Here is a 20,548-nt window from a genome sequence, read left to right on the forward strand (position 1 = left end):
GGATCAGGCCGCCACGTCAGACTGCTCTTCTTCGATTTTCAACCGCCAGCCGGTTACGGCTTCCCAGTATTCCTGCTCTTTTTCCAGATCGAGCAGCACCAGTGCATTCTGGCTGAACCAGTCATACGGGAAACTGAGCGTCCAGTGATTGTCATCGGTTTTCAGGTGCAGCGTCGGCGGTGTGGTGGTCGCCTGGCGCTGGTTATTCAGCAACACGCCCAGACGTAAAATCTGCACCAGCGGCAAATACTGCTTCTTCTTGAACAGCGTAAACCGCGGCAACTCGTCGAGCTTGATCCCTTTACGATGGCAGCGAACCAGCGTCGCCATCATCAGTTGCTGCTCCTGGTTAAAGCCCGGCAAGTCACTGTTTTGCAGAATGTACGCGGAATGGCGATGCATGCCGCTGTGGTTAATGTTCAGCCCCACCTCGTGCAGCATCGCCGCCCACTTCAGCAGCGCCGCCAGTTGTGGGTTGGCGAGCTTCGGGTTTTGCGCCTGCCACTGATCGTACATCAGGGTAGTGGTTTCCAGCACGCGACGCGCCTGTTCGCGGTCAATATTGTACTGGCTGGCAAGGCTCTGTGCCGTGCGGCTGCGAATGTCCTGGTGACGGAAACGGCCTTCCATCTCATACAGCACGCCTTCACGCAGCGCGCCGTCGGACAGGCGCAGCTCACGGATAGCCAGCGCATCGAATACGCCACACAGAATCGCCAGGCCCGGCACAAACACCGCTTTGCGCTCTTCGGAAAGCCCTGGCAGGCTGAGTTCGGCGAAGTTTTTATACTTCAGTACTTCAGCGACCAGTTTTTCCAGACGTTCCGGGGTGATAATGCCATCTTTCTCGCCGGAGGCCAGCAGCACTTCATGGGCAGCTTTAATGCTGCCGGATGCGCCAAGCGCCACATTCCAGCCCTGAATACGGAACTGCCACGCCAGCGATTCCAGCTTTTGCGTAGCCGCCATGCGCGCGCGGCGGAAATTTTCGCCGTTAATGCCGCCGCCGGGGAAATACATTTGCGCGAAACTGACACAGCCCATCCGGCGGCTTTCAACCAGTTTGGGTTCGAAATCTTCACCGATCACCAGCTCCGTCGAGCCGCCGCCGATATCGATCACCAGTTTGCGGCCTTTTTCCGGTTGCGTGTGCTCTACGCCCATAAAAATCAAACGGGCTTCTTCATTGCCCGAAATGATCTCAATCGGGTAGGGGATCACTTTCTCGGCGCGTTTGAGAAAATCGGTGGCATTCAACGCCTGGCGCAGAGTGTGCGTGCCGACGATGCAAACGCTCGAGGGATCGAAACCCTGCAAGCGTTCGGCAAAAAGCGACAGGCAGGCCAGCCCGCGCTCGATGGCCTCTTCACTCAGCATGTTATTGCTGTCCAGTCCATCCGCCAGATGAACGCGTTGCTTAAGGCGACCAATGATCTGCATGGCGCCGTCCACCACACGTGCTATCACCATGTGGAAACTGTTGGAACCCAAATCGACCGCAGCAAACTCTTCCGGTCGTGGTGTCTTCTCTTGTATCGGCATAGATTAGTCGGGCTGTTCGAGTGATTTGATGTAGTCGTAAATCGCCAGTTGTGCGCGTACTTTACGGCGGTTGCCGCGCGGCACATAGCGATTACTCAGTTCTTTATCGATATACCTGGCTTTCACGGTATCACCTAAAAGCAAATCGATGATATCCAGAACGCGCTGTTTAAGGCGCGGATCGAGCAGCGGCGCCGCCACTTCAATACGGTAATCGATGTTACGCGTCATCCAGTCAGCGGAAGAAAGATAGACTTGCTTATCGCCGCCGTTCTCAAAAATATAGATGCGATCGTGCTCAAGATAACGGTCAACAATGCTGGTTACGCGAATATTTTCGCTGATGCCTTCGAGATCCGGGATCAGCGAACACATTCCTCGCACCAGCAGGTTCACCGGCACACCGGAACTGGAGGCGGCATACAGTCTGTCTACCAGTCCTTTGTCCACCAGGTTATTCAGCTTCAGCGTAATCCCCGACGGTTTGCCCTCTTGTGCGTTGGCAATCTCGGTATCGATCATGTCATACAACAGGCGACGAGAGTTCTGTGGCGAGACCAGCAGATACTCAAAGTTAACCGGGCGATACGGGTTTTCAATAAAGTTAAACACCCGGCGTACTTCATTGGTAATGCGTGCATCGGCGGTGATCAGCGAATAGTCGGTATAAAGCCGCGCGGTTTTTTCGTTAAAGTTCCCGGTACCGATGTGGGCATAACGCACCACCTCTTCCCCTTCCATACGGGAGATCAGGAACAGTTTGGCGTGAATTTTTAAGCCCGGCGCGGAGAAGATAACCTGCACACCCGCTTCGGTCAGGCGTTTGGCCCAGTGGATGTTCGCCTCTTCATCAAAACGCGCTTGCAGCTCCACCACCACTGTCACTTTCTTGCCGTTATGGGCGGCGTGGATCATGGAGTCAATAATGCGCGAGTCTTTCGCCACGCGGTAAATATTGATTTTTATCGCCAGCACGCTCGGGTCGAACGACGCCTGACGCAGCAGCTCCAGCACGTGCTCAAACGTGTGATACGGGTAGTAGAGCAGCACATCGCGTTCGCGAATGGCATCAAAACCGTTACGGAATTTATCGAACCAGAGATGGCGCAGGCGCGGCAGCGGTTTATTGACCAGGTTGGATTTGCCGACGTTCGGGAAGCCAATAAAGTCTTTAAAGTTGTGGTAACGCCCGCCAGGAATAATGGAGTCATAGCGGGAGATGGTCAGTTTCTCACGCAGCATTTCCACCATCGCATCCGGCATGTCGCGCTGATAAACAAAACGCACCGGTTCTGCGGTCAGTCGCTGCTTCAGGCTGGAGGACATCAGCTCCATCAGGCTTGATTCCATCTCGTGCACCAGATCGTATTCGGCGTCACGGGTCATCTTCATCGAGTAGGCGTTGAGAGTGTCGTAATCAAAGAAGCCTTTGAAAATATCATCCAGGCAGTAGCGCAGGATGTTATCCAGCAGGATCATCGGTTTACGACGGCGCGGCGTTTCCGGCGGCAGGTTAACAAAGCGCGGAACCTTGTCCGACGGGATCTCCAGCAACGCATAACGAATATTGTCGCCACGAATGATCTCCACCGCCAGATAGGTGTAATCATCCTTCAGGAAGCGCACCAGATTGGTTTCGCGGTTGATAAGCGTCGGGGTGATGTGCTGGCGCAGGTACTGTTTAAAGTAGTTACGCAGCCAGCTCTGCTGGTTTTGCGAAAGCTGGCGTTCGTTGATCAGGAAGATCTGATTACGCGCCATTTCCAGCAGCAGATCGTTGTACAGGCTGTCGAACTCCTGGTCGGCTTTCAGTACGCGGGACTGAATTTTCCCCAGCAGATGACGCGAATTAGTGGGAAGGCCTTGCTCTTCACTGATGATCAGCCGGCGTTTCAGCTCTGCAAAACGCACTTTATAGAATTCATCGAGGTTATTGGAATAGATCCCCAAAAAACGCATGCGCTCGATCAGCGGGTTACTCTTGTCTGCGGCTTCCTGGAGAACGCGTTCATTGAAGCACAACCAGCTTAGTTCTTTTTCGAGATATAACTTTTCCTGACCCATTCCTGTTTACACTCCGGTTCAATCTCGGGACACAGCAAGTCCATCTCGCTCTCGCGGCGTCCCGACTTACAGGTGAACGTTGCTGGCGTTCCTTCGTATGACACAACTTATTATGGCGAGCTTTGCCACCAGATGTCCAACTGTGCCAAAAAAGTATGACAGTATTCTGTTTTCTGACCTAAGGTGATGAAAATACAGCGGGGAAGGGATAAACAAGCCGGATAAGACGGAGACACCATCCGGCATAAGTGATGTAGCAGAGAAATTATTCGTCAGCCGCATAGCCCTGCGGTGGTAAGCAGACGCCATCCAGCCAGGCGGCGTTGTTTTCCATCTTCAGGCGACCGTCGACAAACCAGCTCACCACCAACGGGTAAATGGCATGTTCCTGCGCCTGAACACGTGCGGTGATCTCCTCTTCTGTATCACCATCGAACACCGGCACTTTTGCCTGCAAAATCACCGGGCCGCCGTCCAGCTCATCGGTGACAAAATGCACGGTGGTGCCATGCTCTTCATCGCCGTTTTCCAGTACCTGACGGTGCGTATGCAGACCGGGATATTTCGGCAGCAGGGAAGGGTGGATATTCAACAGACGCCCGGCGTAGTGGGAGACAAATGCCGGACTGAGGATGCGCATATAACCCGCCAGCACCACCAGATCCGGCGCATAGGCGTCGATTTCCAGCATCAGTTCGCGATCGAACGCATCACGACTGGCGAACTGGTCAGCAGTGAGGGCATGTGCGGGAATCGCTGCTTCCCGCGCACGTTCAAGGCCGAACGCATCGGCCTTATTACTGAATACCGCCCGCAGGGTGCCGTTGATTTTCTTCTGTTTGCAGGCATCAATAATTGCCTGCAAATTGCTTCCGTTACCGGAAATCAGCACCACGATATTTTTCATTCAATGACCACGCGCTCACTGGAATCGGATGCGTTGATGATACCGATTTTCCACGCGTTTTCACCTTTAGCGTTCAGTAATGCGATGGCTTTATCTGCTTCAGCCGCTGGCAGCGCAATCACCATCCCGACGCCGCAGTTAAAGGTGCGATACATTTCATGACGGCTGACGTTGCCCGCGCTCTGCAACCAGTTAAATACTGCCGGCCACTGCCAGGATGACTCGTCGATCACCGCCTGGGTGTTGTCTGGCAGTACGCGCGGGATGTTCTCCCAGAAGCCGCCGCCGGTCAGGTGCGCAATGGCGTGTACATCCACGTTTGCAATCAGCTCCAGCACCGATTTCACATAAATGCGCGTCGGTTCCAGCAGGTGATCGGCCAGCGGTTTGCCTTCAAGCTGCGTTGTTTGCGGATCGCAACCGCTCACTTCGATCACTTTGCGCACCAGTGAGTAACCGTTGGAATGCGGACCGCTGGAGGCCAGTGCTACCAGCACATCACCGTCGGTCACTTTTGAACCGTCGATGATTTCTGACTTTTCCACCACGCCGACACAGAAACCGGCCACGTCGTAATCTTCACCGTGATACATGCCCGGCATTTCTGCTGTTTCACCGCCGACCAGCGCACAACCGGATTGCAGGCAACCTTCAGCGATGCCGTTGATCACGCTGGCCGCTGTATCGACATCCAGCTTGCCGGTTGCGTAATAATCCAGGAAGAACAACGGCTCTGCACCCTGTACCACCAGGTCGTTTACGCACATCGCCACCAGGTCGACGCCAATGGTGTCGTGACGTTTCAGATCCATCGCCAGACGCAGCTTGGTGCCCACGCCGTCAGTGCCGGAAACCAGTACTGGCTCACGATATTTTTGCGGCAGAGCGCACAGCGCGCCGAAGCCGCCCAGACCGCCCATGACTTCCGGGCGGCGGGTTTTCTTCACCACGCCTTTGATTCGGTCAACCAGAGCATTGCCCGCGTCGATATCAACACCGGCATCTTTGTAGCTGAGAGAGGTTTTATCGGTCACTGCTTCAGTCCCCACGCGTTTACTTGCGGTAGAAATAAAATTCGGCGCAATTCTAACAGCCAAGGCAAACGTTTGCGAGTCCATTATTTCAGGGCGCTGAGGATTCTTACGATATACTCTTTTCCAGTCTGATTGATCGTGATCAAGCGCCTGCCTGTAGCGCAACGGAAAAAAAGCGGTATAATCCGGCGATTTTTTTTGTGGCTGCCACCTGTCTGGGGAAAGGAGAAGAGTATGAAGATCGTGGAAGTAAAACACCCACTCGTCAAACACAAGCTGGGTCTGATGCGAGAGAACGACATCAGCACCAAACGCTTTCGTGAACTCGCCTCGGAAGTGGGCAGCCTGCTGACCTATGAAGCGACTGCGGACCTCGAAACGGAAAAAGTGACCATCGAAGGCTGGAACGGCCCGGTCCAGGTTGAGCAAATTAAAGGGAAGAAAATCACCGTTGTGCCAATCCTGCGCGCAGGTCTGGGCATGATGGAAGGCGTGCTGGAGCACGTACCGAGCGCGCGCATCAGCGTGGTCGGCATCTACCGTAACGAAGAGACGCTGGAGCCGGTGCCGTACTTCCAGAAACTGGTGTCCAATATCGACGAGCGTATGGCGCTGGTGGTTGACCCGATGCTGGCAACCGGCGGTTCGATGATCGCCACGATTGACCTGCTGAAAAAGGCGGGCTGCCACAGCATCAAAGTGCTTGTGCTGGTTGCTGCGCCGGAAGGTCTGGCGGCGCTGGAAAAAGCGCACCCGGACGTGGAACTGTACACCGCGTCGATCGATAAGGGCCTCAACGAGCACGGATACATTATTCCGGGCCTCGGCGATGCCGGCGATAAAATCTTTGGTACGAAGTAATTGCTTAAAAATCGAAAGCCGACTTTGATAGTCGGCTTTTTTTTGGGATTCAAAACACTGCCCGCCGTTAAGGACGGGGAGATAAACAACAACACTCAGAGGAAAACACTATGACGCGCCGTGCTATCGGGGTAAGTGAAAGACCACCGCTTTTGCAGACCATCCCGCTTAGTCTACAGCACTTGTTCGCCATGTTTGGCGCAACCGTGCTGGTGCCAATCCTGTTTCACATTAACCCGGCCACCGTGCTGCTGTTTAACGGTATCGGGACACTGCTGTACATCTTTATTTGCAAAGGGAAAATTCCGGCGTACTTAGGCTCCAGCTTCGCCTTTATCTCACCGGTGCTGCTGCTGTTGCCGCTGGGCTACGAAGTGGCGCTTGGCGGTTTTATCATGTGCGGCGTGCTGTTCTGCCTGGTCTCCTTTATTGTGAAAAAAGCAGGCACCGGCTGGCTGGACGTGATGTTCCCGCCTGCGGCGATGGGCGCAATCGTTGCGGTCATCGGTCTGGAGCTGGCGGGCGTGGCGGCGAACATGGCCGGTCTGCTGCCAGCAGAAGGGCAGTCTGCGGATTCCAAAACCGTGATCATCTCGCTGGTGACACTGGGCGTGACGGTGTTTGGCTCCGTGCTGTTCCGCGGCTTTATGGCCATTATCCCGATTTTGATTGGCGTGCTGGCGGGCTACGCGCTCTCCTTCGCGATGGGCGTTGTTGATACCACGCCGATTGCGCAGGCACACTGGTTCGCGCTGCCGACCTTCTACACCCCGCGTTTTGAGTGGTTTGCGATTTTCACCATTCTGCCTGCGGCGCTGGTGGTGATTGCCGAGCACGTGGGTCACCTGGTGGTCACGGCGAATATCATCAAAAAAGATCTGATTCGCGACCCGGGCCTGCACCGCTCGATGTTTGCCAACGGTCTGTCTACCATGATCTCCGGCTTCTTCGGCTCCACGCCGAACACCACCTATGGTGAGAACATCGGCGTGATGGCCATCACCCGTGTGTACAGCACCTGGGTGATTGGCGGTGCGGCGATTATCGCTATTCTGCTCTCTTGCGTGGGCAAACTGGCGGCGGCTATCCAGATCATCCCGGTACCGGTAATGGGCGGCGTTTCGCTGCTGCTGTACGGGGTTATCGGCGCGTCCGGTATCCGCGTGCTGATCGAATCCAAAGTGGATTACAGCAAAGCGCAAAACCTGATCCTGACGTCCGTGATCCTGATTATTGGTGTGAGCGGGGCGAAAGTGCACATTGGTGCGGCGGAGCTGAAAGGCATGGCGCTGGCGACCATTGTGGGTATCTGTCTGAGCCTGATCTTCAAACTGATTAGCGTGCTGCGCCCGGAAGAAGTGGTGCTGGATGCGCCTGACAGTGACGTAACGAAGTAATTTTTATGTGGGTTTGAGCCGGGTTTCGCGCCCGGTTCAAACCGAACGGGATTTTATGATAAACTCACTGCGTTTTTTGTAAGCCCTGTTGAGGTCCCTCTGAACACACCGGCACAGCTCTCCCTGCCATTATATTTACCCGATGACGAAACCTTCGCGAGTTTCTGGCCGGGTGATAACCCCTCTTTACTGGCGGCGTTGCAAAACGTTTTGCGCCAGGCGCATAGCGGATACATCTATATCTGGTCGCGTGAAGGCGCGGGGCGTAGCCATTTGCTGCATGCCGCCTGTGCCGAACTCTCCCAGCGCGGCGATGCTGTGGGCTACGTGCCGCTGGATAAGCGTACCTGGTTTGTGCCGGACGTGCTGGAAGGGATGGAACAGCTTTCGCTGGTCTGCATCGACAATATCGAATGCGTCGCTGGCGATGAGCTGTGGGAGATGGCGATCTTCAACCTCTATAACCGCATTCTGGAGTCGGGGAAAACCCGGTTGTTGATCACCGGCGATCGTCCTCCGCGCCAGCTTAATCTCGGGCTGCCGGATCTGGCTTCACGGCTGGACTGGGGGCAAATCTACAAGCTGCAACCGCTTTCTGATGAAGATAAATTGCAGGCATTGCAGTTGCGTGCTCGCTTACGCGGTTTTGAACTGCCGGAAGACGTGGGCCGTTTTCTGCTCAAGCGGCTGGATCGGGAAATGCGTACCCTGTTTGATACGCTGAACGAACTGGATCGCGCGTCCATTACCGCGCAGCGCAAGCTGACCATTCCGTTCGTGAAAGAGATCCTCAAGCTGTAATACCAGGCCGGATAAAGACAACCCCCTCCGGCCTGTGCCTGTTATAAAATCGCCAGTACCTGCTCCGGCGGGCGACCAATGCGCGCTTTGCCGTTGGCAATCACAATCGGGCGTTCAATCAGCTTCGGATTCTCCACCAGCGCCTGCACCAGGTCTTCCTCTGCAAGCGTGCTGTCGCCAAGCTTCAATTCTTTATAAAGATCTTCTTTTGTCCGCATCAGTTCCCGCGCGCTGGACATCCCCAACATCTGCAATAACGTGCGCACGGTTGCCGCATCCGGCGGCGTTTCCAGGTAGAGCACCACATCCGGCTCCACGCCGTTTTCTTTCAGCAGGTTCAGCGTCTCACGGCTCTTTGAGCAACGCGGGTTATGGTAAATTTGTACGCCGTCTGACATCTTTTCTCCTTATTACATCTTCTGATACGGTTTGAAACGCTGCTGCATCTGCCGTAGCTGATCAATTCGCGCATCGTAACGCGCCTGTTGCAGGCTGCCGAGTTTCACCTGTGCGCTGGCGTTGCTCAGTAAGCTTATCGCCTGATCCAGTTTGCCCACCAGCGCCAGACCTTCCGCCCGTGCAGCAAGCTCCTGATCGCGATGATTCAGCGCAGCTTCGGTCTGCGCCAGCAAATCCCAGCCGTTCACATCCTCTTTATTACTGAAGGTATAACGGTTCAGGATGCGCTCCGCTTCTGCGGGTTGACCGCCTTCGAGCCAGGCATTCGCCAGGTTGAGCTGCAATACCGGGTTGGTTTTCAGCTCGCGGGCAGCGTTCAGACGCTTGATGGCATCGGCGCTTTTGTGCTGGCCTAAATCGATGTCGGTCGCCAGGTCGAGGAACCAGGCATTGTCAGGATCGGCGCTGAGCAGCGGTTGCAGGTTTTTGGCGGCATCAGCGTAGTTTTTCGCATCCATCGCCTGCAACGCCCGGCCATATTGTGCGGCGCGCTGCTCGCGCACGTTGCCTTTCGCCCAAGCGTCAAGCTGGTCGCTGGTCAACTGATTGCGCCCGGAATTGTACATCCCCAGCGCCCTGGCTTTCGCCATATAAAACGCCTCGGAGGATTGCACCACCACCGGACGCATCTGGTTGGCGCGGTTGCGGGCATCCGAGAGACGGCTTTCCGGTAAGGGGTGGGTCAGCAGAATTTCCGGCGGACGGGTGGAGTAACGCGACTGGTCGAGGAGTTTCTCCAGAAAGGTGGGCATCGCCTGTGGATCGAAACCGGCGCGTTGCAGCACCTGAATCCCGATACGGTCCGCTTCCTGTTCGTTCTGCTGAGTAAAGCTGATCATCCCTTGCTGCGTACCCGCCAGCGTACCGGTTAACGCTGCCATCCCGGCTTGCGGGTTGGCCATTGCCAGCAGAATCGAGCCGAGCGCCCCGGCCCACGTCAACGGCGCGCTGCGTTTTTGATCTTCCATCGCGCGCGCCAGGTGGCGTTGCGTAACGTGAGAAATTTCGTGCGCCATCACCGACGCGAGCTGGCTCTCGTTGTCCGCGTAGCGGAACAGGGCGGAGTGCAGCACCACGTTGCCGCCAAAAAAGGCGAAGGCGTTGATTTCGTCGTTATTGACGAGATAAAAATGGAAGGGCGTTTTTACCGAATCCGCATGGGCTACCAGCCGCATCCCCAGCCCGTTGATGTACTGGACCAGCAGCGGGTCGTTAATCAGCGGTGCGCTGCCTCGCAACTGGCGAACATAGTAGTCGCCCATTTGCATCTCCTGACCAATGGAGAGCGTGCTTCCGGCGGACGTTCCCATATCCGGCAGGCTGTCTGCCGAATCCGCAAACGCCATTGTCATCGGGCCTGAGGCGAGTGCAGCAATAAGGGTGGCGACCAGCGTGCGTTTCAACTGCCTGAACATAACCTCTTCCTGTATTTGGGGGGTAGTATTATGACCGGTGTTCGGGGTCTTCGTTCCGGGTTTCCCGCTTTGCGAGTGTAGCCGCGTTGGCGGGTGAAGAAAATCCCATTCAGCAGAATGTTATGTTTCCCCGAAAGGATACGAAAAGCGAAGTCTTTTTTGTGACATTTCGATACAATTCCACTCCTTAACTCCCGCCAAAGAGGCTCAAGAAAAAACGTTATGCTCGAAATGTTGATGCAGTGGTATCGCCGCCGTTTTAGCGATCCGGAGGCGATTGCACTGCTGGTCATTCTCCTTGCGGGTTTCTGTATCCTCTTCTTTTTTAGCGGCCTGCTTGCGCCCCTGCTGATGGCGCTGGTGATAGCGTATCTGCTGGAGTGGCCCACCGCACGTCTGCAACGCATCGGCTGTTCGCGCAGCTTTGCCGCCACCCTGGTGTTGATGATGTTTGTCGGCATTCTGCTGGTGATGGCGTTTGTGGTCATGCCCGTAGCCTGGCAGCAGGGCATCAATCTGATCCGTGACATGCCCGGCATGTTGAACAAACTCTCTGATTTTGCCGCGACCCTGCCGCGTCGTTACCCGGCGTTGATGGATGCCGGCATTATCGATGCGATGGCGGAGAATATGCGTTCGCGCATGCTGACCATGGGCGACTCGGTGGTGAAATACTCCCTTGCCTCACTGGTCGGGCTGCTAACGCTGGCGGTATACCTGGTACTGGTGCCGTTAATGGTCTTCTTCCTCGTCAAAGACAAAGAGCAGTTACTGAATGCCGTACGCCGTATATTGCCGCGCAACCGCGGGCTGGCGGGGCAGGTATGGAAGGAGATGAACCAGCAGATCACCAACTATATCCGCGGTAAAGTGCTGGAGATGGTGGTGGTCGGTGTCGCCACCTGGATTGGCTTTATCCTGTTTGGCCTCAACTACTCATTGTTGCTGGCGGTGCTGGTGGGGTTCTCGGTACTGATCCCTTACATTGGCGCGTTTGTGGTGACCATTCCGGTCGTTGGCGTGGCGCTGTTCCAGTTTGGCCTGGGCACCGAGTTCTGGAGCTGTTTCGCGGTCTATTTAATTATCCAGGGACTGGACGGCAACCTGCTGGTGCCGGTGCTGTTCTCTGAAGCGGTCAACTTGCACCCGTTGGTGATCATCCTGTCGGTGATCATTTTCGGCGGACTGTGGGGATTCTGGGGCGTATTTTTCGCCATTCCTCTCGCCACGCTGATCAAGGCGGTGATCCACGCCTGGCCGGACTCACCGGCTATCGAAGAGTGACGATGCCGGGCGGTACACGCAGCGCCGCCCGGTCATTGGCTTAATGTGCAGCGTTCTGATTGCGCAGATAGATAATCCAGTAGGTGATGCCCACCAGCAGCCCCCCACCGATAATATTCCCGATAGTCACCGGGATCAGATTGGCAGTAATAAAGTTGCCGACGGTCAGCGCCGGGAAGTTATCCGGCGAGGTATGTACGGCGCTCCAGAAGCCCTCCGGCGCAAAATAGCGAATGATGATCGCCAGCGGGATCAGAAACATATTGGCGATACTGTGCTCAAAACCGCTGGCGACAAACATGCCGATCGGCAACAGCATCGCCATTACTTTATCCGTGAGCGTATGGCCGGAGTAACTCATCCACACCGCCAGGCAGACCATCAAATTGCACAGCGTCCCCAGGCAGACCGCTTCAATAAAGGTGTGGTGCATTTTATGATCGGCGGTTTGCAACACATTCAGTCCCCATAGCCCGTTGCCGCTCATGGTCTGACCGGCAAACCAAATCAGCGCGACAAAAAACAGTGCGCCTGTCAGGTTGCCAAAATAGACGATGATCCAGTTGGTGATCAGTTGCCGCCAGCTCACCAGCCCACTGGCTTTTGCCATTACCGTCAGCACGGTGGAGGTAAACAGGTCAGCGCCACAGACCACCACCAGAATTAATCCGAGAGAAAAACAGAGTCCGCCCGCCAGTTTTGCCAGCGCACTGGCCGGGGCCGGCCCGCTGGTGACGGTGATATAAAACACAAACGCAATCGAGATAAATACCCCTGCCGTGACCGCGAGAAAAAACGACAGCTCTTTCTTTTTAGTGACTTTATACAGACCAGATTGTTCGGCGACTTTTGCCATTTCCGCAGGAAGTCGCAGGTCAAACGCGTTGCCGGTATCCATTTGATTCTCCTGATTCAATGCACATAAGTGAGATACCCGCGGTCATATGCATAGCGCATACCAGCGGCAATCGGGAGATTGTTAACGGCTTCACATAAAGAAAGAAGGGTTACAGCACTTCGCGCACGGCAATACCGAGGCGCTGCATGCGGGATAACAGGGTAGTGCGTTTCATTCCGAGTTTCGAGGCGGCACCGCGCGGCCCGGCGACAATACCGTTGGTTTCGCGCAGCACCTGGATGATCCGCTGGCGTTCTTCTTCGTCATTTTCCGGCGGCTCCGGGTGCATCATCTCCGCCACTTTCGGCAGGGTAAACGGGAACGGATCGTGCGCCACAGGTTGCACCATGCTGACCGGTTGGGCATGCAGATGCAGGCTCAGGGTATTGTCGCGCGCCAGCAGTACGGCGCGTTCAATCACATTTTCCAGCTCGCGCACGTTGCCCGGCCACTCATAGCGCATCAGCTGGCGCATCGTGTCCGGAGGAATGGTGTCGATGGTGCGGTTTAAGCGGCGCGCCAGTTTTTGTGTGAAGTAACGCGCCAGCAGGGGAATGTCGTCCGGGCGCTCACGCAAGGGCGGCAGCACCAGCGGGAACACGTTCAGACGGTAGAAGAGATCGTTGCGAAACTCCCGGTCAATCACCATCTGGCGCAGGTCGCGGTTGGTGGCGGCAATCACCCGTACGTTAACCGGAATGGTGCGGGTGCCGCCAATGCGTTCGATCTCCCGCTCCTGTAAGACACGCAGCAGCTTCGGTTGCAGTTCGAGGGGCATATCGCCAATTTCATCCAGAAACAGCGTCCCCTCATCGGCCATTTCAAAACGCCCGCGGTGGGCATTTATCGCGCCGGTAAACGCCCCTTTGTCGTGACCGAACAGCTCGCTTTCCAGCAGGCTGGCGGGAATGGCGGCGCAGTTTATTTTCACCAGCGGTTTGTCTTTACGTGGGCTCATCTGATGCAGGGCGCGGGCGATGATCTCTTTGCCTGTTCCTGTTTCGCCGAGGATCAATACGGTGCTGTCGCTCAAAGCCACAATGTTGACCTGCTGGAGCACGTCGCGCATCGCATCGCTCTGGTAAATGATGTCGCCGAAGCTCTGGCTGGAGAAGATCTGCTCGTTCAGCTTACGGTTTTCACTGTTCAGATTCTCTTTCAGATGCGTGACCTGGCGATACGCGTCGGCATTATCGACGGCGATGCCAATTCTGTCGGCGATCTGTTGCAGCAATCGACAGTTTTGCTCATTAAAAACGCTGCTATCCCGATGCGACAACAGCAGGACGCCGGTGGATTTATGGCTGAACGCCAACGGTAAAATCAGCGCAGCGTCCAGTTCCTGAACCGCCAGTTGCTGTAATACCGGATCGTTTTGCCAGAGCGCTTCATCCTGCTCCCGGCGCAGTAATGCGCTGCGATGATCGTTTAATGCCGCCAGCAGCAACGGACTTTCATTGCGCAGCGGGAACTGTTCGGTACCCGGCGGGCAGGTGGGAAAGTGGGTGGCATGGCAGATCAACTGGCGCGCATGCAGGGTGTCGCGCAGGACGATACGGACGTTATCAATACCGAAAAAACGGTGGATCTCCCGGGAGACATCAGCAACCAGTTCGTCGAGATCGAGATGCGACAACACCGAGTTGGTGATATCCACCAGCACCCGGTCGTGATCGCGCTCCTCCTGGAGTTGTGCAACCGACTGGCTCAGTTGCTCGCGGGCGCACTGCTCTTCCAGTGCCTGGGTCGCCAGCCGCGCCAGCCATGCGAACATGGCGTTGTCGGCGTCATTAAACACGCCGTTGTCGGTGCGCACAAAACGCAGCTCCACCACCTCGCGCTCATTGAGCAGGGCGATATGTACTGAACTGTCGCTGATTTTTCCGTTGTAGGCGTGGTCGCTGCACTCGACGCTGCCATCATCGAAGCAGCGCCAGAAGTGTGTGTTATTGAGACATAATTCGATGTACTGGATGGGGCTGAAGGGGGGCGGCAGCGGGATAAATGCCCGAAGTAGTGAAGCCTGCAAATTATCTTGTAAGATCATGGATACGTCGCCCTTCCAGATTTACCTGCCATCCCTCAAAGTGAGTATGGATAGTACAATATCCCCTGTTTTTGTAGTGTTACAAGCTTCACGTATAAGTCATTGTCCTGGCATTAATTGCCTGAATACCTCTAATTGAGCACCCGCACCATCAGATAGAGCGCGGGCTCATGGGCCATATCCTGCAAATGTTGCAGTATTTGCAGGCTCCATCCCCGCCACGGCTCGGCGGCGGTTTTCGACAGTGCGGCAAACGCGGGTGCCAGCGTGTCAATGTGGCTGGCGTCTATGATGATTTCGCCAAAGGTCAGCAGCCCCTGCATTTTGCGCCGTGCGGTCCCTTCTTCCAGCAGCGTCAGCCACTGCTGGTAGTCGGTGAGCGGGCACTCCAGCACAACATTCAGGCAATCAATCACCCCGACGTGATGGCCAATCGCCAGCGAGTAATACATCACCTGGCGACTCTTCTCTTCCAGCTCCACGCTGTCATCGACAAACTTTTGCCGCAGTGCCCAGAACATCACTTTTGCCGGATTGTCAGACATGGCTGCGCTCCAGTACCTGCATCAGTTGCTGCACAATCGCCGTCAGTCGCGGATCGTCAGCCTGCTGAAGCCAGGCGTTAACGCGTGCCGTGCTCTGGTTCGGATCGCCATTGCTCAACAGTGTAAACAGGCGATCGGTGATTTCACGCCCCTGCCGGTATCCCGCCAGTTGCCGCGCTTCTCTCTCCATAGTCACGCGTAGCGCCAGCGGCAGGGAGGGCCAGCGTACGCTGGCGACTTCATTGACCGCTTGCTGGTGGTCAACCGCGTGCAGTTTTTGCTCCAGCAAACCCAATGCCACCGCAAAACCGTGAATGGTCGCCGCCGGGGTGGGCGGGCAACCGGGGATCCACACGTCAATCGGCACGATGGTGTCGCTGCCGCCCCACACGCAGTAAAGATCGTGAAAAATCCCGCCGCCCACGCCGCATGCGCCGTAAGAGATGGCGATTTTGTGATCCGGTGCGGCCTCCCAGGCGCGCAGAGCTGGCATGCGCATGGCGCGCGTGACTGCGCCGGTAAACAGCAAAATGTCGGCGTGGCGCGGTGACGCCACCACTTTGATACCAAAGCGCTCCGCATCAAACAGCGGGGTGATGGCGGCGAAAATCTCGATTTCACAGCCGTTACAGCCGCCGCAGTCAACGCGGTAAACATAGGCGGAACGCTGGATATCGCGCAGCAGCAGTTGTTTGATTTTCTGCGCCGACTCATCAAGCTGAACCGGCTGGCTGACATGCTGGGTCAGCACCTTGAGATCGGAACTCATGCTTGCTCCTCAAGATAATAATGAACGTTGACGCTGCCGCGATGCTCCAGCGCGTCGCGGCGTCGGCACGCCGGGCAGATGCAGGCCTGAGCGCGTAACGTGTCGGCCAGTTCAGGGGCATTCTGATTGAGGGTCAGCAGCTCCACCGCCAGCGCAACGGATTTCTCCGGCGCGAAAGGCACGCCGCACCGGCTACAGTGCTGCAAGCGGAAGGTGGCCCGCACGTACAAATCCGCTTTGTTGGTGACCGCCAGTTCAAACTCTTCAGACAGGTGGATAGCCCGCGTCGGGCACACCTCTTCGCAGCGCCCGCAATAAATACAGCGGCCAATAAACAGTTGCCAGACGCGGCTGTTCTCGTCGGCGAGGGTTTCCATGGTCAGCGCATTCGCCGGGCAGGCGGTCGTGCAGGCACCACAGGCGATGCACTGCTGGGGATCCAGCTCCGGTTTACCGCGAAATCCCGGGCAAACCTCCAGCGGCGCGAACGGGTATTTCACCGTGACTTCGCCCGCCCTGAGGATGGTTTTCAACAATTTCAGCATCGTTTCTTTCCTTACTTCAGCGGCGAATGGCGACGTTCAATGCCGTAACGTTCGATCTCTTTATAGGGCACCGTGGTCGATTTACGTTTGCGCACGTCGACCAGCGTGACCCGGTCGGTACAGGAGTAACAGGGATCGAGACTGCCGATAATCAACGGCGCATCGGAGACGGTATTGCCGCGCAGCATATAGCGCAGCACCGGCCAGTTGGCGTAGGTCGCCGCACGGCAACGCCAGCGATACAGCTTCTGGTTATCGCCCAGCATGCTCCAGTGCACATCTTCGCCACGCGGCGCTTCAACATAACCGAGAGCGAACTTATGCGGCTGATAGCTGAAGCCTTCTGTCAGCAACGGGGTGTCCGGCAGGTTATCGAGGGCAAACTCGATCATCGAAAGCGAGTCGAACACCTCTTTGACCCGCACCATCACGCGGGAGAAAACGTCGCCATCCGGCCAGGTGAACAGGGTTTTGGGCAGGCTGCCATAGTCGGCATACGGGTGGTCGAAGCGTAAATCGCGGGCAAAACCGCTACCGCGGATCAGCGGGCCGACCGGGCTGTAATCCCGCGCGACCTGGCGATCAAGCACGCCAACGCCCTGGGTGCGCTGTGCCATGTTGGGCGTGGAGAGCAGCATATCCACCAGTTGTGCGACTTCCGCGCGCATCTCTTTCACCAATTGAATGGTCTTCACGCGCTGCTCTTTCAGGATGTCACGACGGATGCCGCCAATCAGGTTAAGGCCGTATGTTTTACGCGAGCCGGTCAGCAACTCCGCCATGGTCATCGATTTTTCACGGATGCGGAAAAACTGCATAAACCCGGTATCGAAGCCGACAAAGTGGCTGGAAAGGCCGATATTCAGCAGATGGCTGTGCAGGCGCTCCACTTCCAGCAGCACTGAGCGGATGGTGTGCGCACGTTGCGGCACAACGATGCCGAGAGCATTTTCCACCGAGGTGGTATAGGCCACGCTGTGGGCAAACCCGCAAATCCCGCACACCCTGTCCGAGAGGAACGTGACCTCGTTATAGCCCATCCGGGTTTCCGCCAGTTTTTCCATGCCACGGTGCACATAGAACAGGCGGTAGTCGGCATCGACAATCCGTTCCCCGTCAACGAACAGACGAAAGTGACCGGGTTCATCAGAGGTAATGTGCAGCGGACCAATGGGGACAATGCGCGCCGAGCTGCCGCCATCGTTAACAAACGAGTAGTTTTCCGTCTCGCTGGTGGGTTCCGGACGCAGGCGGTAATCCATGGTGTCTTTGCGCAGCGGATGCAAATCATCCGGCCAGTCATCTGGCAGTACCAGCCTGCGCTGATCCGGCAGACCCACCGGGATCAGGCCGTACATATCGCGGATTTCGCGCTCGCCCCATACCGCCGCCGGTACGCGTGGCGTAACCGACGGGAACTCACGGGTTTGCGCATCCACCAACGCTTTGACGACGATCCAGCACTTTTCCGCCCCTTCCATCGACAGGGCGTAATAGATCGCGTAGTGGCCGTTCAGGGTCCGTTCATCATTACCAAACAGCACCGGAAGCCAGCCATCATGCTGGTAGTAAAGGTAGTGCACGATATCCGGCAACAGATTGAGTTTCACTGTAATGGTGACCTGTTCAAAGGTCTGACGCTCTTCATCCAGCACCGCGCCGGGGAACTGTTGTTTTAATGCAGCAAGACAGGCTGTGCCGCGGGGTTGTTGCAGACTCACACTGGCTAAATAACTCACTTTCACTCTCCCTGAACACGCGGTGACGTTACGGGCGCGGCGGTGGTCTCAAACGAGGCCCACAGCCAGCTAAATTGGGTGGATGGTTGATCGTTGCCGGACAGAACAATGGTGGAGGCATTGGCCAGTAAGCGGCTGACCGGCTGCGGAATATGCGTTCCCATCACCAGCATCATCACCAGTAAAATCACCATTGGCAGGGTGGTCAGCCAGCCGAGCTCACCGGTGACGACCTGCTGCGGCGGCGTTGCGAACAGCGCTTTGGCGACCATGCGCACCAACCCGCCGAGCACCAGCGTAAGCAGCAGCAACAGCAGGATGGTGACGAACAGATGCTCTGCCGCCAGGCCTGCGGTGACGGTCATAAACTCGCTAAGAAAGATGTTAAAGGGGGGCATACCGCCCAGCGCCAGCGCGCCGCCGCCAAGCAGTACCGCCGTAAACGGCATCACTTTTAGCATGCCGCACACCACATCCAGGTTGCGGGTGCCGTATTTCAACAGCACGTTGCCTGAACCGCAGAACAGCAACGTTTTGGCCAGACTGTGGTTCAGCGTATGCAGCAGTGCCGCCAGAATACCGAGCGGTCCGCCAATACCCAGCGCCACCGCCACCAGCCCCATGTTCTCGACGCTGGAGTAGGCCAGCAGGCGTTTCATATCCTGTTGCACGAGGATAAAGAAGGCCGCCACCGCCACCGACAGCATGCCAAATATCAGCAGTAACCTGTTCGGGAAGGTGTCGCCAATCGCATGGCAGATGATGATGTAATAACGGATCAATACCAGTAGCGCGCAGTTCAGCAACACCGCCGACAGCAGGGCGCTGACCGGGCTGGGCGCTTCACTGTGCGCATCCGGCAGCCAGGCGTGCATCGGGAACAGGCCGGTTTTAGTACCGAAGCCAATCAGCACAAAGACGAAAGCCAGCACCATTAACGTGGGGTCCAGTTTGCTGCTCTCTTTCAGCACTTCGGTCCAGAAAATCGCATGATCCGGTTGCGCCATAAAACTGGCGGCGTTGGCATAAACCAGCACCGTACCGAACAGGCCAAACGCAACGCCAACGGTACAGATAATGATGTATTTCCATGCGGCTTCCAGCGATGAACGCTGACCGTAAATCCCCACCAGAAACGCAGAGCTGAGGGTGGTGGCTTCAATGGCTGCCCACATCACAATCAGGTTATTGCTGGTGACCACCAGCAACATGGTGAACAGAAACAGGTGAAAGAAGCCGTAATAGTTGCACAGCGTGGGAACGGTGATTTCGCCGTGGTCCACCTCATGGCGCATATAACCAATGGAGTAGAGACCGGTAAGAAAACCGATAATACCCAGCAACGACAGGAATAACCCGCTGAGACTGTCAATGTGCAGCCAGCGATGCGCCGCGAAAATTTCACCTTCGCCCACCGCTTCCGCCACCGTCCACAGGGCGATAAACAGCAGGAGGGTGATCCCGAACGTGTGCACTGTGGTCACCAGATTACGGGCTGCTGCGCCGCTCAGGCGACAGGCGAAACAGAGCACGGAGACCACCAGTGGCGTCAGCAGCAACAGCGTGAACATCAAGGCATGACTCATGGCGTTACCCCTTCAGCGCGGTGAGATTGTTAACATCCAGCGTGCCGTGGGTACGCCAGATTTTGCGCGCCAGCAACGCCATCACGATCACGGCAAAAATGGCATCCGTGGCGATGCCAATCTCCACCAGCTCCGGTGCGCGCCAGGCCAGCAACGCCAGCACCAGATGCGATCCGTTTTCCATCAGGCAGTAGCCAAACACCTGACGCAGGATGTTGCGCTGGCTGATGATGCACAGCAGCCCCAGCAGAAAATGACCAAGGGCAACCGCCAGCGCCGGTTTCAGTTGCGCGACCATCGGTAACTGCACCGGGCGCACCACAAACCAGCACAGCAGTACGATGGCAGCGGCCATCAACACCAGCGCCGCCGGGCCGAACAGTCTGCCGCCTTCGCCATCGGGCGCCATTTTGCGAAACGCATACCCCATGATCAGCGGCACCAGCAGCACCTTGGTGAAAAAGGCGCTAAACGACCACATCAGCAACTGCTCGGCATGGAGTAGCTGCGAGAGGGTAAAAAAGAGGGACACCAGCACCAGCGATTGCAGGGCATACAACCAGCAGGAGACGGAATAGCGTCTGGCGCAGGTGACCAGCAGCGAGGTAAACATCATCAGCCCCGCCAGATTGTTGACTATCAATGTTCCGGTCAT

Annotated in this window: 18 protein-coding genes; 4 read left to right on the forward strand and 14 right to left on the reverse strand. The window is 56.4% G+C overall.

Annotated features, from left to right (window positions below; translation table 11 throughout):
- Nucleotides 1–3: 3 nt before the first annotated feature.
- The 4 genes from ppx to purM all read right to left on the reverse strand — a co-directional run bounded on the left by ppx (nt 4) and on the right by purM (nt 5,547).
- On the reverse strand, nt 4–1,542 hold the full coding sequence (gene ppx / locus ACQ3G7_RS00480; protein WP_430888457.1) for an exopolyphosphatase: 1,539 nt from the start codon (nt 1,540–1,542) through the stop codon (nt 4–6).
- 3 nt (nt 1,543–1,545) lie between these two features.
- Nucleotides 1,546–3,606 (reverse strand): polyphosphate kinase 1, encoded by a 2,061-nt coding sequence (gene ppk1 / locus ACQ3G7_RS00485; protein ID WP_430888458.1) that lies wholly within the window; start codon nt 3,604–3,606, stop codon nt 1,546–1,548.
- A 265-nt stretch (nt 3,607–3,871) separates the two neighbouring features.
- Entirely contained in the window at nt 3,872–4,513 is a 642-nt protein-coding gene (gene purN, locus ACQ3G7_RS00490; RefSeq protein WP_430888459.1) for a phosphoribosylglycinamide formyltransferase, read from the reverse strand.
- Nucleotides 4,510–5,547, reverse strand: coding sequence for a phosphoribosylformylglycinamidine cyclo-ligase (gene purM, locus ACQ3G7_RS00495; RefSeq protein ID WP_430888460.1), 1,038 nt, complete (start codon nt 5,545–5,547; stop codon nt 4,510–4,512). Before purM ends, purN begins: the two co-directional genes overlap by 4 nt.
- Before the next feature lie 234 nt (nt 5,548–5,781).
- Between purM and upp the strand changes: the two genes are divergently transcribed.
- The 3 genes from upp (at nt 5,782) to ACQ3G7_RS00510 (ending at nt 8,606) form a co-directional block, all read left to right on the forward strand.
- Nucleotides 5,782–6,408 carry a uracil phosphoribosyltransferase gene (gene upp / locus ACQ3G7_RS00500; RefSeq protein WP_061493742.1) on the forward strand — a complete coding sequence of 209 codons (627 nt, stop codon included), beginning with the start codon at nt 5,782–5,784 and terminating at the stop codon, nt 6,406–6,408.
- Between the two features lie 110 nt (nt 6,409–6,518).
- Complete coding sequence (uraA, locus tag ACQ3G7_RS00505; protein WP_263099829.1) at nt 6,519–7,805, forward strand: uracil permease; 1,287 nt, start codon at nt 6,519–6,521, stop codon at nt 7,803–7,805.
- A 99-nt stretch (nt 7,806–7,904) separates the two neighbouring features.
- Nucleotides 7,905–8,606, forward strand: a complete 702-nt coding sequence (locus tag ACQ3G7_RS00510) for a DnaA inactivator Hda (RefSeq protein WP_071889908.1) — start codon at nt 7,905–7,907, stop codon at nt 8,604–8,606.
- Between the two features lie 41 nt (nt 8,607–8,647).
- On the opposite strand, the gene arsC is transcribed toward ACQ3G7_RS00510, so the two are convergent.
- Nucleotides 8,648–9,004 (reverse strand): arsenate reductase (glutaredoxin), encoded by a 357-nt coding sequence (arsC, locus tag ACQ3G7_RS00515; RefSeq protein WP_430888461.1) that lies wholly within the window; start codon nt 9,002–9,004, stop codon nt 8,648–8,650.
- 12 nt (nt 9,005–9,016) lie between these two features.
- Entirely contained in the window at nt 9,017–10,480 is a 1,464-nt protein-coding gene (bepA, locus tag ACQ3G7_RS00520) for a beta-barrel assembly-enhancing protease (protein ID WP_430888462.1), read from the reverse strand.
- Nucleotides 10,481–10,702: 222 nt separating this feature from the next.
- Here bepA and ACQ3G7_RS00525 point away from each other — a divergent pair, with 222 nt between their 5' ends.
- The gene (locus ACQ3G7_RS00525; RefSeq protein ID WP_430888463.1) at nt 10,703–11,764 is read left to right on the forward strand and encodes an AI-2E family transporter; all 1,062 of its coding nucleotides are present in this window, start codon (nt 10,703–10,705) and stop codon (nt 11,762–11,764) included.
- A gap of 40 nt (nt 11,765–11,804) precedes the next feature.
- Here ACQ3G7_RS00525 and focA read toward each other — a convergent pair whose 3' ends face one another.
- The 8 genes from focA to hyfE form a co-directional block, all read right to left on the reverse strand.
- On the reverse strand, nt 11,805–12,662 hold the full coding sequence (gene focA, locus ACQ3G7_RS00530) for a formate transporter FocA (protein ID WP_263099833.1): 858 nt from the start codon (nt 12,660–12,662) through the stop codon (nt 11,805–11,807).
- 109 nt (nt 12,663–12,771) lie between these two features.
- Entirely contained in the window at nt 12,772–14,709 is a 1,938-nt protein-coding gene (locus ACQ3G7_RS00535; RefSeq protein ID WP_430888464.1) for a sigma 54-interacting transcriptional regulator, read from the reverse strand.
- A gap of 131 nt (nt 14,710–14,840) precedes the next feature.
- A complete protein-coding gene (locus ACQ3G7_RS00540; RefSeq protein ID WP_430888465.1) occupies nt 14,841–15,254 on the reverse strand; it encodes a formate hydrogenlyase maturation HycH family protein in 414 nt (137 codons plus the stop codon).
- Entirely contained in the window at nt 15,247–16,023 is a 777-nt protein-coding gene (locus tag ACQ3G7_RS00545; RefSeq protein ID WP_430888466.1) for an NADH-quinone oxidoreductase subunit B family protein, read from the reverse strand. Before ACQ3G7_RS00545 ends, ACQ3G7_RS00540 begins: the two co-directional genes overlap by 8 nt.
- Nucleotides 16,020–16,568, reverse strand: a complete 549-nt coding sequence (hyfH, locus tag ACQ3G7_RS00550) for a hydrogenase 4 subunit H (protein WP_263099837.1) — start codon at nt 16,566–16,568, stop codon at nt 16,020–16,022. The genes ACQ3G7_RS00545 and hyfH overlap by 4 nt, the downstream gene beginning before the upstream one ends.
- Nucleotides 16,569–16,579: 11 nt before the next feature.
- Nucleotides 16,580–18,289 (reverse strand): hydrogenase large subunit, encoded by a 1,710-nt coding sequence (locus tag ACQ3G7_RS00555; RefSeq protein ID WP_430888883.1) that lies wholly within the window; start codon nt 18,287–18,289, stop codon nt 16,580–16,582.
- A gap of 20 nt (nt 18,290–18,309) precedes the next feature.
- Complete coding sequence (gene hyfF / locus ACQ3G7_RS00560; protein WP_430888467.1) at nt 18,310–19,893, reverse strand: hydrogenase 4 subunit F; 1,584 nt, start codon at nt 19,891–19,893, stop codon at nt 18,310–18,312.
- Nucleotides 19,894–19,897: 4 nt separating this feature from the next.
- Entirely contained in the window at nt 19,898–20,548 is a 651-nt protein-coding gene (gene hyfE / locus ACQ3G7_RS00565; RefSeq protein ID WP_263100851.1) for a hydrogenase 4 membrane subunit, read from the reverse strand.

Origin of the sequence: Kosakonia sp. N21 (genome assembly GCF_050587465.1) — a bacterium.
Classification (GTDB): Bacteria; Pseudomonadota; Gammaproteobacteria; order Enterobacterales; family Enterobacteriaceae.

Bases quoted from the DNA above. Each gene is read 5' to 3' on its own strand.
- ACQ3G7_RS00535 (WP_430888464.1), bottom strand. From the start codon at position 14,709: ATGATCTTACAAGATAATTTGCAGGCTTCACTACTTCGGGCATTTATC.
- ACQ3G7_RS00525 (WP_430888463.1), top strand. From the start codon at position 10,703: ATGCTCGAAATGTTGATGCAGTGGTATCGCCGCCGTTTTAGCGATCCG.
- ACQ3G7_RS00540 (WP_430888465.1), bottom strand. From the start codon at position 15,254: ATGTCTGACAATCCGGCAAAAGTGATGTTCTGGGCACTGCGGCAAAAG.
- arsC (WP_430888461.1), bottom strand. From the start codon at position 9,004: ATGTCAGACGGCGTACAAATTTACCATAACCCGCGTTGCTCAAAGAGC.
- bepA (WP_430888462.1), bottom strand. From the start codon at position 10,480: ATGTTCAGGCAGTTGAAACGCACGCTGGTCGCCACCCTTATTGCTGCA.
- focA (WP_263099833.1), bottom strand. From the start codon at position 12,662: ATGGATACCGGCAACGCGTTTGACCTGCGACTTCCTGCGGAAATGGCA.
- uraA (WP_263099829.1), top strand. From the start codon at position 6,519: ATGACGCGCCGTGCTATCGGGGTAAGTGAAAGACCACCGCTTTTGCAG.
- ppx (WP_430888457.1), bottom strand. From the start codon at position 1,542: ATGCCGATACAAGAGAAGACACCACGACCGGAAGAGTTTGCTGCGGTC.
- hyfF (WP_430888467.1), bottom strand. From the start codon at position 19,893: ATGAGTCATGCCTTGATGTTCACGCTGTTGCTGCTGACGCCACTGGTG.
- ppk1 (WP_430888458.1), bottom strand. From the start codon at position 3,606: ATGGGTCAGGAAAAGTTATATCTCGAAAAAGAACTAAGCTGGTTGTGC.
- purN (WP_430888459.1), bottom strand. From the start codon at position 4,513: ATGAAAAATATCGTGGTGCTGATTTCCGGTAACGGAAGCAATTTGCAG.
- ACQ3G7_RS00545 (WP_430888466.1), bottom strand. From the start codon at position 16,023: ATGAGTTCCGATCTCAAGGTGCTGACCCAGCATGTCAGCCAGCCGGTT.
- hyfH (WP_263099837.1), bottom strand. From the start codon at position 16,568: ATGCTGAAATTGTTGAAAACCATCCTCAGGGCGGGCGAAGTCACGGTG.
- upp (WP_061493742.1), top strand. From the start codon at position 5,782: ATGAAGATCGTGGAAGTAAAACACCCACTCGTCAAACACAAGCTGGGT.
- hyfE (WP_263100851.1), bottom strand. From the start codon at position 20,548: ATGACCGGAACATTGATAGTCAACAATCTGGCGGGGCTGATGATGTTT.